13 protein-coding genes and 1 pseudogene are annotated in these 13,916 nt (G+C 74.2%); 8 read left to right on the top strand and 6 right to left on the bottom strand.

Features of this window, described 5'->3' with window-relative positions:
• Positions 1-219 precede the first annotated feature (219 nt).
• Positions 220-480: pseudogene (locus tag ACF07S_RS11610) on the bottom strand (IMP dehydrogenase); the annotation flags it as partial.
• Positions 481-797: 317 nt separating this feature from the next.
• On the opposite strand from ACF07S_RS11610, the gene dhaK reads away from it, so the two are divergent.
• Genes dhaK through ACF07S_RS11595 form a run of 3 tightly spaced genes read left to right on the top strand, consistent with a single transcriptional unit; the run spans position 798 to position 2,860 of the window.
• Positions 798-1,790 (top strand): dihydroxyacetone kinase subunit DhaK, encoded by a 993-nt coding sequence (gene dhaK, locus ACF07S_RS11605; RefSeq protein WP_391964040.1) that lies wholly within the window; start codon positions 798-800, stop codon positions 1,788-1,790.
• A gap of 49 nt (positions 1,791-1,839) precedes the next feature.
• Positions 1,840-2,457 (top strand): dihydroxyacetone kinase subunit DhaL, encoded by a 618-nt coding sequence (gene dhaL, locus ACF07S_RS11600; protein ID WP_391964041.1) that lies wholly within the window; start codon positions 1,840-1,842, stop codon positions 2,455-2,457.
• On the top strand, positions 2,450-2,860 hold the full coding sequence (locus ACF07S_RS11595; RefSeq protein ID WP_391964042.1) for a PTS-dependent dihydroxyacetone kinase phosphotransferase subunit DhaM: 411 nt from the start codon (positions 2,450-2,452) through the stop codon (positions 2,858-2,860). The genes dhaL and ACF07S_RS11595 overlap by 8 nt, the downstream gene beginning before the upstream one ends.
• 94 nt (positions 2,861-2,954) lie before the next feature.
• Here ACF07S_RS11595 and ACF07S_RS11590 read toward each other — a convergent pair whose 3' ends face one another.
• Positions 2,955-3,668 (bottom strand): glycoside hydrolase family 75 protein, encoded by a 714-nt coding sequence (locus tag ACF07S_RS11590; RefSeq protein WP_391964043.1) that lies wholly within the window; start codon positions 3,666-3,668, stop codon positions 2,955-2,957.
• A 387-nt stretch (positions 3,669-4,055) separates the two neighbouring features.
• On the opposite strand from ACF07S_RS11590, the gene ACF07S_RS11585 reads away from it, so the two are divergent.
• Entirely contained in the window at positions 4,056-5,045 is a 990-nt protein-coding gene (locus ACF07S_RS11585) for a fibronectin type III domain-containing protein (RefSeq protein ID WP_391964044.1), read from the top strand.
• A 165-nt stretch (positions 5,046-5,210) separates the two neighbouring features.
• Entirely contained in the window at positions 5,211-5,741 is a 531-nt protein-coding gene (locus ACF07S_RS11580) for a hypothetical protein (RefSeq protein ID WP_391964045.1), read from the top strand.
• A 72-nt stretch (positions 5,742-5,813) separates the two neighbouring features.
• Here the strand turns inward: ACF07S_RS11580 and ACF07S_RS11575 are convergent, their stop codons facing one another.
• The 3 genes from ACF07S_RS11575 to ACF07S_RS11565 form a co-directional block, all read right to left on the bottom strand.
• Positions 5,814-6,389: a PadR family transcriptional regulator gene (locus tag ACF07S_RS11575; RefSeq protein WP_391964046.1), complete on the bottom strand. Its 576-nt coding sequence runs from the start codon at positions 6,387-6,389 to the stop codon at positions 5,814-5,816.
• 31 nt (positions 6,390-6,420) lie between these two features.
• Complete coding sequence (locus ACF07S_RS11570; protein WP_391974080.1) at positions 6,421-8,436, bottom strand: FAD-dependent oxidoreductase; 2,016 nt, start codon at positions 8,434-8,436, stop codon at positions 6,421-6,423.
• Positions 8,437-8,550: 114 nt separating this feature from the next.
• Positions 8,551-8,922: a hypothetical protein gene (locus ACF07S_RS11565; protein WP_391974079.1), complete on the bottom strand. Its 372-nt coding sequence runs from the start codon at positions 8,920-8,922 to the stop codon at positions 8,551-8,553.
• Between the two features lie 243 nt (positions 8,923-9,165).
• Here ACF07S_RS11565 and ACF07S_RS11560 point away from each other — a divergent pair, with 243 nt between their 5' ends.
• Entirely contained in the window at positions 9,166-11,250 is a 2,085-nt protein-coding gene (locus ACF07S_RS11560) for a SpoIIE family protein phosphatase (protein WP_391964049.1), read from the top strand.
• A 17-nt stretch (positions 11,251-11,267) separates the two neighbouring features.
• Here the strand turns inward: ACF07S_RS11560 and ACF07S_RS11555 are convergent, their stop codons facing one another.
• Positions 11,268-12,068, bottom strand: coding sequence for a putative protein N(5)-glutamine methyltransferase (locus ACF07S_RS11555; RefSeq protein ID WP_391964050.1), 801 nt, complete (start codon positions 12,066-12,068; stop codon positions 11,268-11,270).
• Positions 12,069-12,415: 347 nt separating this feature from the next.
• Here ACF07S_RS11555 and ACF07S_RS11550 point away from each other — a divergent pair, with 347 nt between their 5' ends.
• Together ACF07S_RS11550 and ACF07S_RS11545 are read left to right on the top strand one after the other, a co-directional pair.
• Entirely contained in the window at positions 12,416-13,021 is a 606-nt protein-coding gene (locus ACF07S_RS11550) for a sulfite oxidase-like oxidoreductase (protein WP_391974078.1), read from the top strand.
• A 31-nt stretch (positions 13,022-13,052) separates the two neighbouring features.
• The gene (locus ACF07S_RS11545) at positions 13,053-13,820 is read left to right on the top strand and encodes a ferredoxin reductase (RefSeq protein WP_391964331.1); all 768 of its coding nucleotides are present in this window, start codon (positions 13,053-13,055) and stop codon (positions 13,818-13,820) included.
• Positions 13,821-13,916 lie beyond the last annotated feature (96 nt).

Genomic DNA, 13,916 nt, shown 5'->3' with positions numbered 1-13,916 from the left:
CGGACCCCGGGGCCCGGTGCGGGCCGGAAGCGGGAAGACGGGCCCCGCCGGCCCGGCGGACGCCGCCGGGTTCGCCGCCACCGAAGGGATCCGGGGCCGGCGGGCGCGCTGCGGGCCGGACGGTGCCGCTCTGCCCGGCGCCGGTGGACCAGCCGGCCGGGCCGTTCCCACGGGAACGCGAGAGCGGCGCCGTGCCCGGAGTGAGCCGTGGGTGCGCGGTCAGGGCTTGAGCAGGGTCTTGACGGCGCGGCGCTCGTCCATGGCCCGGTAGCCCTCGGCGACCTGCTCCGGGGGCAGGGTGAGGCCGAAGACCTCGCCCGGGTCGATCCGGCCGCTCAGGACGCGGCCGATCAGGTCGGGCAGGCAGCGGCGCGCGGGTGCGGGGCCGCCGCGCGGGCCGGCGTGGGAGCAGGACGGCTCCTCGCCGCCGACGGCGACGTCGTGGGGGGCGCCGACGAAGCCGACGGTGCCGCCGGGCCCGGGCGGACGAGCCGACCGCGCGGGCGGCGGACCACCCCGTCTCCCGGCACGCCCAGGCACCCGCGCGCGTGACCTTCGCTGCCGCAAGGCCGATACTTCCGGCAGGAGGACTTCAGCCGGCACGCATCCAACGACCCAGCAGGCCTGACGCACCGTCATCGAACCCGGCGTGAAGTCGGCGTGAAGTCGGCGTCAGTACCGCCGCGGCCCGCCTCCGGCAGCTGCGGACCGCCAGGACCGAGAACCGTTCCTGCCTACTCCGAACAGCAGAAAACGCAGGTCGATGATCCACCCGCCCACCTTCCCAGGAGGTACCCGTGAAGATGCTGATCAATGTTCCGGAGACCGTGGTCGCGGACGCGTTGCGCGGAATGGCCGCGGCCCATCCCGAGCTGACGGTGGACGTGGAGAACCGGGTGATCGCCCGCAAGGACGCCCCGGTGGCCGGGAAGGTGGCCCTGGTGTCCGGCGGGGGGTCCGGGCACGAGCCGTTGCACGGCGGGTTCGTGGGGCCGGGGATGCTGTCGGCTGCCTGTCCCGGCGAGGTGTTCACCTCTCCCGTGCCCGACCAGATGGTGCGGGCGGCGGCGGCCGTGGACAGCGGGGCCGGGGTGCTGTTCGTCGTGAAGAACTACACCGGTGACGTGCTCAACTTCGACATGGCCGCCGAACTGGCCGAGGACGAGGGCATCCAGGTCGCGAAGGTGCTGGTCGACGACGACGTGGCGGTGACCGACAGCCTGTACACGGCCGGCCGGCGCGGCACCGGCGCGACGCTGTTCGTCGAGAAGATCGCGGGCGCTGCCGCCGAGGAGGGCCTGCCGCTGGAGCGGGTGGAGGCCATCGCCCGCCAGGTGAACGCGAACTCCCGGAGTTTCGGGGTCGCGTTGGGCGCCTGCACCACGCCGGCCAAGGGCTCCCCCACCTTCGACCTGCCGCCCGGCGAGCTGGAGCTGGGCATCGGCATCCACGGAGAACCCGGCCGGGAGCGCCGGCCGATGATGACGTCCGGCGAGATCGCCGAGGTGGCCGTCGGGGCGATCCTGGAGGACCTCGCTCCACGCGACCCCGTCCTGGTCCTGGTCAACGGCATGGGCGCCACCCCGCTGCTGGAGCTGTACGGCTTCAACGCCGAGGTGCAGCGCGTGCTCGGCGAACGGGGGGTCCCGGTGGCCCGTGTCCTCGTCGGCAACTACGTCACGTCCCTCGACATGGCGGGCGCCTCGGTCACCCTGTGCCGGATCGACGAGGAGCTGCTGCGGCTGTGGGACGCGCCGGTACGCACTCCGGGGCTGCGCTGGGGCATGTGAGGGACGCTGGGGCCATGGTTCAGGAGTACCTACCACGCGAGGAGTTCCCGTGCTCGACGCCGACTTCTTCCGCCGTTGGATGACGGCCACCGCCGCGTCCGTGGACCGCGAGGCGGAACGGCTCACCGCCCTCGACTCCCCGATCGGGGACGCCGATCACGGCAGCAATCTCCAGCGCGGTTTCCGGGCGGTGAGGGACGCGCTGGAGAAGGAGCCGCCCGCCACTCCGGGAGCGGTGCTGGTCCAGGCCGGGCGGCTGCTCATCTCGACGGTGGGCGGTGCGTCCGGTCCGCTGTACGGGACATTGCTGCGCCGCACCGGCAAGGCGCTCGGGGACGCCGCCGAGGTCGACGGCCGTCAGCTGGCCGAGGCGCTGCGCGCCGGGGTGGAGGCGGTGATGCAGCTCGGTGGTGCCGCGCCGGGCGACAAGACGATGATCGACGCGCTGGTGCCGGCGGTGGACGCGCTCGGCGACTCCTTCGCCGCGGCACGCACCGCCGCGGAGGAGGGCGCCGTGGCGACGACGCCGTTGCGGGCCCGCAAGGGCAGGGCCAGCTATCTGGGCGAGCGCAGCATCGGTCACCAGGATCCGGGGGCCACGTCGGCGGCGCTGCTGATCGCCGGGCTCGTCGGCGCCTCGGCGGAAGCGGAGGCCGGCGATGAGTGACGAGGGGCCGGTGGGGATCGTGCTGGTCTCGCACAGCGCGTCGGTGGCCGCGTCGGTGGCGGAGCTGGCGAAGCAGCTGGCGGGGGCCGGGAACACGGTTGCGGTGGCTCCGGCGGGCGGCACCGAGGGCGGCGGCTTCGGCACGAGCGCCGGGCTGATCGCCGCGGCGGCCGCGTCCGTCGACCGCGGGGGCGGTGTCGCCGTGCTGGCCGACCTGGGCAGCGCGGTGCTCACCGTGAAGGCGTTGCTGGCCGAGGGGGACGAACTGCCCGAGCGCACCCGGCTGGTGGACGCCCCGTTCGTGGAGGGAGCGGTGGCCGCGGTGGTCACGGCGTCCACGGGGGCGGACCTGGCCGCGGTGGAGGCGGCGGCCGTGGAGGCGTACGCGTACCGGAAGGTGTGAGGGGGCGAGGCCGTGAGGGGCGGGGGTGACGCGGTCGCCCCCGCCCCTTCCGCACGGGGCCGGGCCCCGGCCCTGCGAAGCCCCGCCGGCCGGTTCAGCCGTCGGCGTCCACGAACTCCCGGGCCAGTCGCTCCCCGGCCGTCACGGCGGCCCGGTGGTCCTCGATGGGGGTCACCCGGCTGTTCCTGAACACGATGTAGGTGACGCCGGAGGAGGCGCCGCCGCCGTGCGGGTCCGGGTCGACGCCGAGCGCCTCGGCCATGGCGTAGGACGCCTCGCCGATGATGTCGGCGGGGCCGGTGTCGCCGACGACCCCGTACCGCACCCGGTCGCGGTACACCACGGCGACGGCCGACCCGCCGCGCACGCCGTGGGACCGGTGGTTCCACAGGCCGCTGGGCACGGGCACGACCACATGGGGCAGTTCCTCGGAACTCAGCGGACGGCCGTCGGACTGCGGGAAGGCCGTGGAGGCGGAGAAGTACCGGTCGGTACGGGCGTTGCAGCGGCGACCGGGGCGGCCGTCGCAGTCGATGTCCATGTCGGCCTTCCAGAACACGGCGTCACGGGTGCCGCACACCGGTACGGTGGCCCGGGAGCCGCGGTCCTCGCGGTAGCGGCCGCGGGAGACGGGCGTGCAGCCTCCCACCTCGGCCAGCAGGTCGGCGGCGGAGACGGAGGGCGCGCGGCGCGCGACCGGCGCGGCGCGCGGCCCGGGCTCGGGCCCGGGTACGTGGACGGGGAGCGCCGAGGGGGCCAGCAGGGCGACGCCGGCCACGGCCAGGGCGAGCGACTGGACACGGGACACGTGAAAGGGGCCTCTCGTCGGGGACACTGACGCGCACCCGGCGCACTTTGCCCCATTTCGCCCCGGCCTGATGGCGCGAAGGTTCCGACAGGGCCGGACAGCGCACGATCGCACCAGCGGCCGCGACAGGGGCCGGAGGTCCGCGCCGGTGTCGGCCCGGACCTCCGGCCGCCCGCGCCGGCGCGGGATCTGCGACGACAGCGGTCCGCGCCACGAGCGCCAACCACCCGATCACGAGGGGCGGTTCGACCCGTTCGATCCTTCAGCATACGTAAAGCCGCACAGCACCCCGACGTCCACCCTCTTGATGTGATCGCGTCAGTCACGCCATATTGGTACGGACCATTGTCCGGATCGATCCCGTGCCCCACCCCGGGAGGCAGAGTCGTGCGTGGCGTTCCCCCAGCCGTGTTCCCGCGTCGTCTTCTCGTGCTCCTCGGCATCTCCCTGCTGGTCGTCTCCTGCCGCTGGGGAGGCTCGGACGACACGGGCGGCGAGCGGCCGCCCGGCGCGCCGACCGGCGTCACGGCCGAGGCCGGCAGCGCCACCAGCGTGCATGTCATGTGGAACACGGTCGCCACCGAGGTGAGTCACTACGAGGTGTACCGGGGCACCACGAAGGTCAAGGAGGTACCCGGTTCCAAGCACATGGTGGATGTCCCCAGGCTTCGTCCCGCGACCACCTATGTGTTCACGGTGCGGGCACGGGACGCGGACGGACGGCTCGGACCGCGCAGCCGGGAGGTCCGGGCGACGACCCCCGGAGCGGACACGGCCGACGGCACCGCGCCCACCCGTCCCGCCGAGCTGCGCGGCCGGGCGGTGGGGAGCGGGGCGGCCCAGCTGTCGTGGTCCGCCTCGACGGACGACCGGGGCGTGGTCTCGTACGACGTGTACCAGGGCGGGACGAAGATCCACAGCGTCGGCGGGAACCAGCGGGCCGCCGTGGTCACGGGGCTGCGTCCGGGCACCCGGTACGCCTTCACCGTCCGGGCCAGGGACGCGGCCGACAACCTCTCACCGCCCGGCGCCACCGTACGCCTCGCCACGACGGGCGGCGCGGACGGCCGGGCCACCGCCCCCACCGGTTTCCGCGCCGGGAGCGAGCGGTCCGACGGCGCCCACCACCTCGTCCTGGACTGGGTGCCACCGCGCGTGGACGGGGTGATCACCACCTACGAGGTGCGCCTGGACGGCCGCGTCGCCACCTCGCTCGTCTACGGCGGTGACGCACCGCGCGACCGGGCGACGTACCGCTTCTACGTGGGGCGTGAGGCGGGGGTCACCCACCGGGTGCGGATCCGGGCGATGCTGCCGGACGGAACCTGGGGCGGGTGGTCGGCGGAGCGCACGGTGACGACGGGAGCGCGGCGCTGACCCGGCCCGACCGGGCCGCCGGAGGAGGGCGTCACCTGCCCGGATGCGGCCGGGGTGCGCGCCCGGCCCGCTGCCCTTTGGCTGGCCTCGTGGCAGCACGGGCGCTCCCCGACCTCGGCGGCGCAAGGGATGTACCGCCGGCCGTGCCGCCGGAAGGCAGTCGACATGCGCAACTCCGAGCCACTGCTCCGTTCCGGTCCGACCGTGGCCGCCGCCACGTTCTGCCTCGCCCTGGCCGGTCCGGCCGCCGCGGATCCCGGGATCTCCGTCAACACGACCGGTTCGACGGTCTCGGTCGCCACCAGTGCGTGCACCCGGATCAACGGTCACTGGGGCACCGCCTCGCTGCTGAGCAGCGGCCGGACGAACTTCTCCCAGGGCCGTCAGGCGGCGCTGTCGGGGACGAGCGCGGGACAGTCCGCCGCCTGGTCCGGCGTCGGGCCGGGCACGTACACGGTGATCGTGGTGTGCTCGAACGGCAGCACCGCGGGCACCCAGTCCGTCATCGTCTCCCCGGCGCCCGGCCCGTCGGTCACGCCCACGGCCTCGCCGACCCGTGGGGTGATGGGCGGCATCGGCGGCGGCTCGACGGACTACGGCACGGTGACGCTGGTGGCGGGCGGCGGTCTGGTCGGCGCCGGACTCGTCGCCACGGCCTGGTACCTGCGCCGGCGCACCGGGCCCCGCCCCTTCTAGACCCGGCGCCGGCCGCCCGTGTCCGATGCGCTCCGGCCGGGCGGCCGGCGTCGCCCCACCCCGCTGCGGGGGTCATGTCCCGAGCGCGCCGGGCCGCTCGGGTTCCCCGGCGTCCGGCAGGCGCGCGAACTCCGACAGGGCGTGGTCGAGCCACCGGGTCCAGAAGGTCTCCAGATCGATGCCGGCCCGCAGCACCAGATGCCGCAGCCGGTCCTCCGGCCCGTCCTTGCCGGGCGGGAAGTCGCGCTGCTCGATCTCCCGGTACGTCGCCAGCTGCCGCTCGTGCAGTTCCCGGTGGCGGCGCAGATCGGCCTCCAGGCCGTCGGTGCCGACCACGGCGGCGGCCCTGAGCCGCAGCAGCATCACGTCCCGGAGCGGCTTGGGGTCCTGGGACGCGGCGGTCCAGCGGGCCAGTTCCTCCCGCCCCGCCGGCAGCACCTCGTACGCCTTCTTCTGCCCCCGCGCCGGCTGCTCGGCGGGAAGGGCCCGGATCAGGCCCTCGGCCTCGAGCTTCCCCAGCTCGCGGTAGATCTGCTGGTGCGTCGCGGACCAGAAGTAGGCGATCGACTTGTCGAACCGGCGGGTCAGCTCCAGCCCCGACGACGGCTTCTCGAGCAGGGCGGTGAGGATCGCGTGCGGGAGTGACATGGGCTCATCCTAGGGACGCCCCGGGGCGCCCCTACAGCGCCGCCGCCAGCTCCGTGCCCTGCTTGACGGCGCGCTTGGCGTCCAGCTCGGCCGCCACGTCGGCACCGCCGATCAGGTGGACGGCCCGGCCGGCGGCGACCAGCGCCTCGTACAGGTCGCGGCGCGGCTCCTGCCCGGTGCACAGGACGACCGTGTCGACCTCCAGGACGGTGCTCTCGCCGTCGACAGTGATGTGGAGCCCGGCGTCGTCGATCAGGTCGTAGCGCACGCCCGCGACCATGGTGACGCCGCGGTGCCTGAGTTCGGTGCGGTGGATCCAGCCGGTGGTCCTGCCGAGACCCGAGCCGACCTTGGAGGTCTTGCGCTGCAGCAGGTGGACGGTGCGCGGCGGGGCGGGACGCTCGGGTGCGACGAGGCCGCCGGGGGTGCGGTGGTCGAGGTCGACGCCCCAGTGACGGAAGTACGTCTCGGGGTCCTCGTGCGCCTTGTCGCCGCCGTCGGTGAGGAACTCGGCGACGTCGAAGCCGATGCCGCCCGCGCCGAGGACGGCGACCCGGTCGCCGACGGGGGCGCCGTCGCGGAGCACGTCGAGGTAGCCGAGGACGCTTCTGTGGTCGACGCCCGGGATGTCGGGGACGCGCGGGGTGACGCCGGTGGCGACGACGACCTCGTCGTGGCCGGCCACGTCACCGGCGGTGACGCGCGTGTTCAGGCGCACGTCCACGGCCAGTTCGGCGAGCCGGGTGCGGAAGTAGCGCAGGGTCTCGTCGAACTCCTGCTTGCCGGGGACCTTGCGGGCGACGTTGAGCTGGCCGCCGATCTCGCCCGCCGCCTCGAACAGGGTGACGTCGTGGCCTCGCTCCGCGGCGCTCACCGCGCAGGCGAGGCCGGCCGGACCGGCGCCGACGACCGCGACGCGCTTGCGGCGCCGGGTCGGGGACAGCACGAGTTCGGTCTCGTGGCAGGCGCGCGGGTTGACCAGGCAGGAGGTGATCTGCCCGCTGAAGGTGTGGTCGAGGCAGGCCTGGTTGCAGCCGATGCAGGTGTTGATCGCCTCCGGCCGGCCGTCGGCGGCCTTGGCGACGAAGTCCGGGTCGGCGAGCATCGGGCGGGCCATCGACACCATGTCCGCGCGGCCCTCGGCGAGGAGCTGTTCGGCGAGTTCGGGGGTGTTGATGCGGTTGGTGGTGACCAGCGGGACCGACACCTCGCCCATGAGCCGCCCGGTCACCCAGGTGTACGCGCCGCGCGGAACCGAGGTGGCGATGGTGGGGATGCGGGCCTCGTGCCAGCCGATGCCGGTGTTGATGATGGTCGCGCCGGCCGCCTCGACCGCCTTGGCCAGCGTGACGACCTCGTCGAGGGTGGAGCCGCCGGGAACCAGGTCCAGCATGGAGAGCCGGTAGATGACGATGAAGTCCTCGCCGACCGCCTCGCGCACCCGGCGGACGATCTCCACCGGGAAGCGCATGCGGTTGTCGTAGGAGCCGCCCCAGCGGTCCGTGCGGTGGTTGGTCCGCGTGGCGATGAACTCGTTGACCAGGTAGCCCTCGGAGCCCATGATCTCGACGCCGTCGTAGCCGGCCCCGCGGGCCAGGCGGGCGGCGCGGGCGTAGTCGTCGATGGTGCGCTCGACCTCGTCGTCGGTGAGCTCTCGGGGCGGGAAGGGGCTGATCGGCGCCTTGAGCGGGCTGGGGGCGACCAGGTCCCGGTGGTAGGCGTACCGGCCGAAGTGCAGGATCTGCATCGCGATGCGCCCGCCCTCGCGGTGCACGGCGTCGGTGACGATCCGGTGCTGCGCGGCCTCCGCCTCGGTGGTGAGCCTGGCGCCGCCCTCGTGGGGCCGCCCCTCGTCGTTGGGGGCGATGCCGCCGGTGACGATGAGGCCGACTCCCCCGCGTGCGCGGGCGGCGTAGAACTCGGCCATGCGGGTGAAACCGCCCTCGGCCTCCTCCAGACCGACGTGCATGGAGCCCATGAGGACCCGGTTGGGCAGGGTGGTGAAGCCCAGGTCGAGCGGGGTCAGCAAGTGGGGGTAACGGCTCATCGGGCCCTCCGTGCACGCGGTGTCGTGCCTGTAGTTGTAAGGCACGCGCACCGCATTATGCAACTAGTTGCATAAGCGTGACGGAGGGCACAGTGATGCGCGGACGGCGCAACGTCACCGGCTTTCGAGACGGACGTGCAGCTCCTCCTCCTGGTCCCCCGGCACCGTGCTCAGGTCGTGCACCGTGAACAGGGAGTCGAGGGTGGTGCGGAACCGGTCGATCGCCCAGTAGCCGCCGTGCACGTCGGCGTCGACCGACGACGACAGCCGGGCCTCCGGCCGGGCGCCCTCGCGCGGGTCGGAGACGTCGAAGGTGCCGAGCCAGACCATCGGGCGGGTGTCGGAGAACTCCTGGGGTGCGTCGTCCGAGCACCGGTCGGACGCGAAGCACGCGCACAGCGCGTCGAAGACGATCCGGGCGTCGTCCTTGCTGCATCCGCTGATCTCGACCGAGACGGACTCCGGGTGCGGTCGTTCGCTGCCCATGGTGATCGCTCCTTTCGTTGCCACGCCGTCTACCCCGTTCGCCACTCGGCAAAGCACCGGGGCGCCGGCGGGCGCGACCCGCGCGGCGGCGCCGCGGTGACGACTTCGCGGGCACCCCCCACCATGGTGGGGGAAGCTGGAACCGGACGACGGGAGCGGCGCGGAACAGCACCCGGCGCGGTACGACAAGGGGCGCCGGCAGCGTGACGGCGTGCCGTGAGGATCGGTGAAGGCGGGCGTGGAATGAGTGCAGCGGGGACACCCCCGGCCGACGGTGGCGGACCGGTGCGCGGGCCGGTCAGTCCCAGCGGGCTGCTCGACGTGCTGCGCGTGGCCTCGGTGGTCCTGGACGCCGAGGGACGGATCGTGCTGTGGAGCCCCCAGGCCGAGGAGCTGTTCGGCTACACCGCGCGGGAGGCCCTGGGCCGGTACGCCGCCCGGATCATGGTGCACGAACAGCACCTGGACCTCGTGGTGGAGCTGTTCTCCGAGGTCATGCGCACCGGCCGGAGCTGGGCCGGTGCCTTCCCGATCCGCCGCAAGGACGGCGGCACCCGGCTGGTGGAGTTCCGCAACATGCGGCTGCTGGACGACCGCGGGGAGGTGTACGCCCTGGGGCTCGCGGTGGACCAGTCGACCGTGCGCCGCCTGGAGCAGGACGTCGCCCTGTCCGCCCGGATCGTCGCCCAGTCCCCCATCGGCCTGGCCGTGCTCGACGCGGATCTGCGCTACGTCTCCGTCAACCCGGCGCTGGAGCGGATCAACGGCGTCCCGGCCGAGGACCATCTGGGCCGCACCGTCCGGGAGGTGCTGCCCCTGCTGGACGCCGACGCGATCGAGGACGCCGCGCGCCGGGTCCTGGACACCGGCCGGCCCGCCGTCGACCGGCCCCTGACCGGCCGCACCCCGGCCGATCCGGACGAGGACCGCGCATGGTCGGTCTCGCTCTACCGGCTGGAGAACGCGCTCGGCACGGTGCTGGGCGTGGCCGTGTCGGTGGTGGACGTCACCGAGCAGCGCCGGGCGAGTGCCGAGGCGGAGACCGCCCGGCGCCGGCTGGCCGTGATCGCCGACGCCACGGCCCGGATCGGCACCGCTCTGGACCTGGAGCGCACGGCGGGCGAACTGGCCGGCGTGGCCGTGCCCGAGCTGGCCGACGCGGCGGCCGTGGATCTGCTGGAGGCCGTGGTGCAGGGCCGTCGCAGCACCCTCGGCCCGGGCGAACCGGCGGTGATCCGGGCGCTCGCGGTCCGCTGGACGGACGCCGCCGACGACGTGCCGTCGGCGGCCGATCCGCCGGGCCGGGTGGCCCGGTACGCGGCGGACCGGCTGCTCACCGAGTGCGTGCGCACCGGGTCGCCCGTGATGGTGCCGCAGGTCAAGGACGAGGATCTGGCGCGGATCGCCCGCTCGCCGGAGGCGGCCGAGCTGCTGGCCCGGGCGGGTGTCCACTCGTACCTGGCGGTGCCGCTCATCGCGCGCGGGGAGGTCCTCGGCGCCCTCGACCTCGTCCGTACGCGCAACCCCCGTCCGTTCGACGAGGACGATCTGCTGCTCGCCCGGGAACTGGCCTCCCGCGCGGCGGTCCAGATCGACAACGCCCGCTGGTACCAGAACGCCCGCGACACCGCCCTCACCCTGCAGCGCAGTCTGCTGCCGAGCCATCCGCCGGTGACGGGCGGGCTCGAGGTCGCCTCCCGTTACCAGCCGGCGGGGGCCACCAGTGAGGTGGGCGGTGACTGGTTCGACGTGATCCCGCTGGAGGGCGGCAAGACGGCACTCGTCGTGGGCGACGTGATGGGCAGCGGCATCCCCGCGGCGGCGACCATGGGCCGGCTGCGCACGGCGACCCACACCCTGGCCTCCCTCGGCCTCGACCCGGCCGTGCTCCTCGAGCACCTGGACCGGATCACCGGCGGCCTGGACCAGGCGATCGCCACCTGCGTCTACGTCGTCCACGACCCCCGCGCACGGCAGTGCGCCATCGCCAACGCCGGGCACCTGCCGCCGGTGCGGGTGCGTGCCGGGCACCCCCCGGAACTGCTCGACCTGCCCACCGGGGTGCCGCTGGGCGTGGGCGGGGTCGCGTTCTCCACGACCACCGTCGAGCTGGATCCGGGCGACCGGCTGGTGCTCTACACCGACGGTCTCGTCGAGACGCGCCGGCATCCGCTGGACGAACGCCTGGACCGGCTGCTCGCCCTCCTGGATCACCCCGGCGGGTCCCTGGAGGAGGTCTGCGACCTGCTCCTGCGCACCCTGCACGAACCCGACAACATGGACGACGTGGCCCTGCTCATCGCCCGCGCGACGTCGTCCGGAACCTGACGCCCGGCGTCCTCGGCCTACGGCCGGACACCGATCACGACGTGGGCGTACCGCTCCTCGCAGACGGCCAGGCGGGGCCGCAGCCCGGCGGCGGTGAAGGCGTCGACGGCGGCGGACGCCTGCCGGCGGCCGGCCTCCACCAGGAGGCAGCCGCCGGGCGCCAGCCATCCGGGCGCCCCGGCGGCGACCCGGCGCAGCACGTCGAGGCCGTCGGCGCCGCCGTCGAGCGCGACACGCGGCTCGTGGTCGCGGGCCTCCGGGGGCAGCAGGCCGATCTCGGCGCTGGGCACGTACGGCACATTGGCCGCGAGGATGTCGACACGGCCCCGCAGCTCGCCGGGGAGCGCCTCGAACAGGTCGCCGGTGTGGACCCGGCCGCCCCGGCACGCGACGTTGCGGCGGGCGCAGCGCACGGCGGCCGGGTCGATGTCGGCGGCATGCAGTTCGGCCTCGCCGAGTCCGGCCGCCAGGGCCGCGCCGACGGCGCCCGAACCGCAGCACAGGTCCACGACGACGGCCGCCGAGGGCGCCTGCGCGAGAGCCTGCTCGACGAGGAACTCGGTGCGGCGGCGGGGTACGAAGACACCGGGTTCCACGGTGATGCGCAGTCCGCCGAACCGCGCCCAGCCGACGACGAGTTCGAGGGGCAGGCCGGCCGTCCTGCGCCCGACCATCGAGGCGACCTCGTGGGGTGCGCCGGCGGCGAGGATCAGTTCGGCCTCGTCCTCGGCGAAGACACAGCCCGCGGCGCGCAGCGCGGCCACGACGGCGTCCCGGGACGTGGGGGCGGAAAGGGGTGAGGAAGACGGAGACGGCATGTGCGGCAAGAGCCTGGGCCTTTCGGGATCCGAAGGGCGCTCTCGCGGTCACCTGCTACCGGTGGTCCGCGTCGCTTCGGCAGGAGAGCACCCGACCTGACACAGCGGTAATGGGTCTCACCCCCCTCGGCATCCCGGGCCGGGGCGTTCCCGGCCGGACGGCCACACTACCCGACGATCTCCCGGTCGTACGGTGCGTTCCGGCCGGGGAGACGGCTGCCGGGCCGCCGCTCCGGCCCCGGCCGCACGCCGGAGGATCCCGGCCCTGGAGCGCAGCGGTCACGGGCACCGCGTACGGTTGAACACGGAAACACTTGAGCACCACTCGCAACGGAATCGCCGATCACGTGAACATCACCCGAGGCTTCACCGGCCGACCCCGCGTGGACGACCCCGGTCTGCCGCCCGGTCAGTACGACGCGGGCGACGAATGGCCCGTGCTGTCCGCCGAGGTCACCCCCGACCTCGCGCCCGCCGACTGGACCTTCCGGATCGACGGGCTGGTGGACCGGCCCCGCACCTGGGACTGGGAGCAGGCGCACGCGCTGCCGGCCTCGGCGTACGAGGGTGCCATCCACTGTGTGACGAGCTGGTCGAAGTTCGGCGTGCGGTTCGCCGGTGTCTCGCTGGACGCCTTCCTGGACGTGGTCCGGCCCCATGGGTCGGCCACACATGTGGTGGCGTACGCACACACCGGTTACACCACCAGCCTGCCGCTCGCCGACGTCACCGGCGGCCGGGCCTGGATCGCCTGGGAGTACGACGGCCGGCCGCTGCCGCCCGAGCACGGCGGTCCGGCGCGGCTGCTGGTGCCCCATCTGTACTTCTGGAAGAGCGCCAAGTGGATAGCGGGTCTGCGGCTCCTCGACCACGACGAGCCGGGCTTCTGGGAGGGCAACGGCTACCACGCGCGCGGCAACCCCTGGGAGGAGCAGCGGTATTCCGGTGACTGAGCAGACGACGCGGACGGCGCCGGTGGCTCCGGTGCCGCCGACCGGGCCCGAGCCCTTCACTCCGCCCACCCGGTTCGCCGTACCCGGGCGCATCGGTGTGAGCGAGCGGACCGCCTCCGTGTGGCGGACGGCCACCCTGACCGGAATCCGTCCCGAGACGCCGCGCGCGGCCACGTTCCGGTTCGCGGTGCCCGGCTGGCCGGGGCATGTGCCCGGCCAGCATCTGATGCTGCGGCTGACCGCCGAGGACGGTTACGTGGCCCAGCGCCACTACTCGATCGCGTCGGCGCCCGAGGACTCCGGGCACATCGAACTGACCCTGGACCATGTGGAGGACGGCGAGGTGTCGGGCTGGTTCCACACGGTGGCCCGCCCCGGTGACCGGGTCGAGGTGCGTGGCCCGCTCAGTGGCTTCTTCGCCTGGCCCGGCGACCGGCCCGCGCTGCTGGTGGGCGCCGGCTCCGGTGTGGTCCCGCTGATGTCGATGGTGCGGCACCACCGGGCCCGGGGCCTGACCCTGCCGCTGCGGCTGCTGGTGTCGGCGCGCGGCCCCGAGGAGCTGATCTACGCGCGCGAGCTGGGCGAGGAGACCACGGCGGTGTTCACGCGCACTGCGCCGGAGGGTGTGGCGGTCGGACGTATGGCGGCCGCCCATGTGGCGCCACTCATGGCCGAGCAGCCTCCCGGTGGATGGGAGGCCTATGTGTGCGGCTCCAACTCCTTCGCAGAACACGCCTCCAGGCTGCTGGTGGCGGCCGGCCAGCCCGTGGACCGGATCCGCATCGAGCGCTTCGGCTGACCGCCTCCGGCCCGCCGGCGGCGGGCCGGAACACTCGTTCCGCACCGATGCGTCCGGGCACCCGGCCGTGGCCGTTGCGCCCGCGCCCCGCGCCGT

The organism is Streptomyces sp. NPDC016640, from assembly GCF_043076215.1.
Classification (GTDB): Bacteria; Actinomycetota; Actinomycetes; order Streptomycetales; family Streptomycetaceae; genus Streptomyces.
Note: the sequence above shows the minus strand (reverse complement) of the source record. Positions and strands in the feature narration are given on the sequence as shown.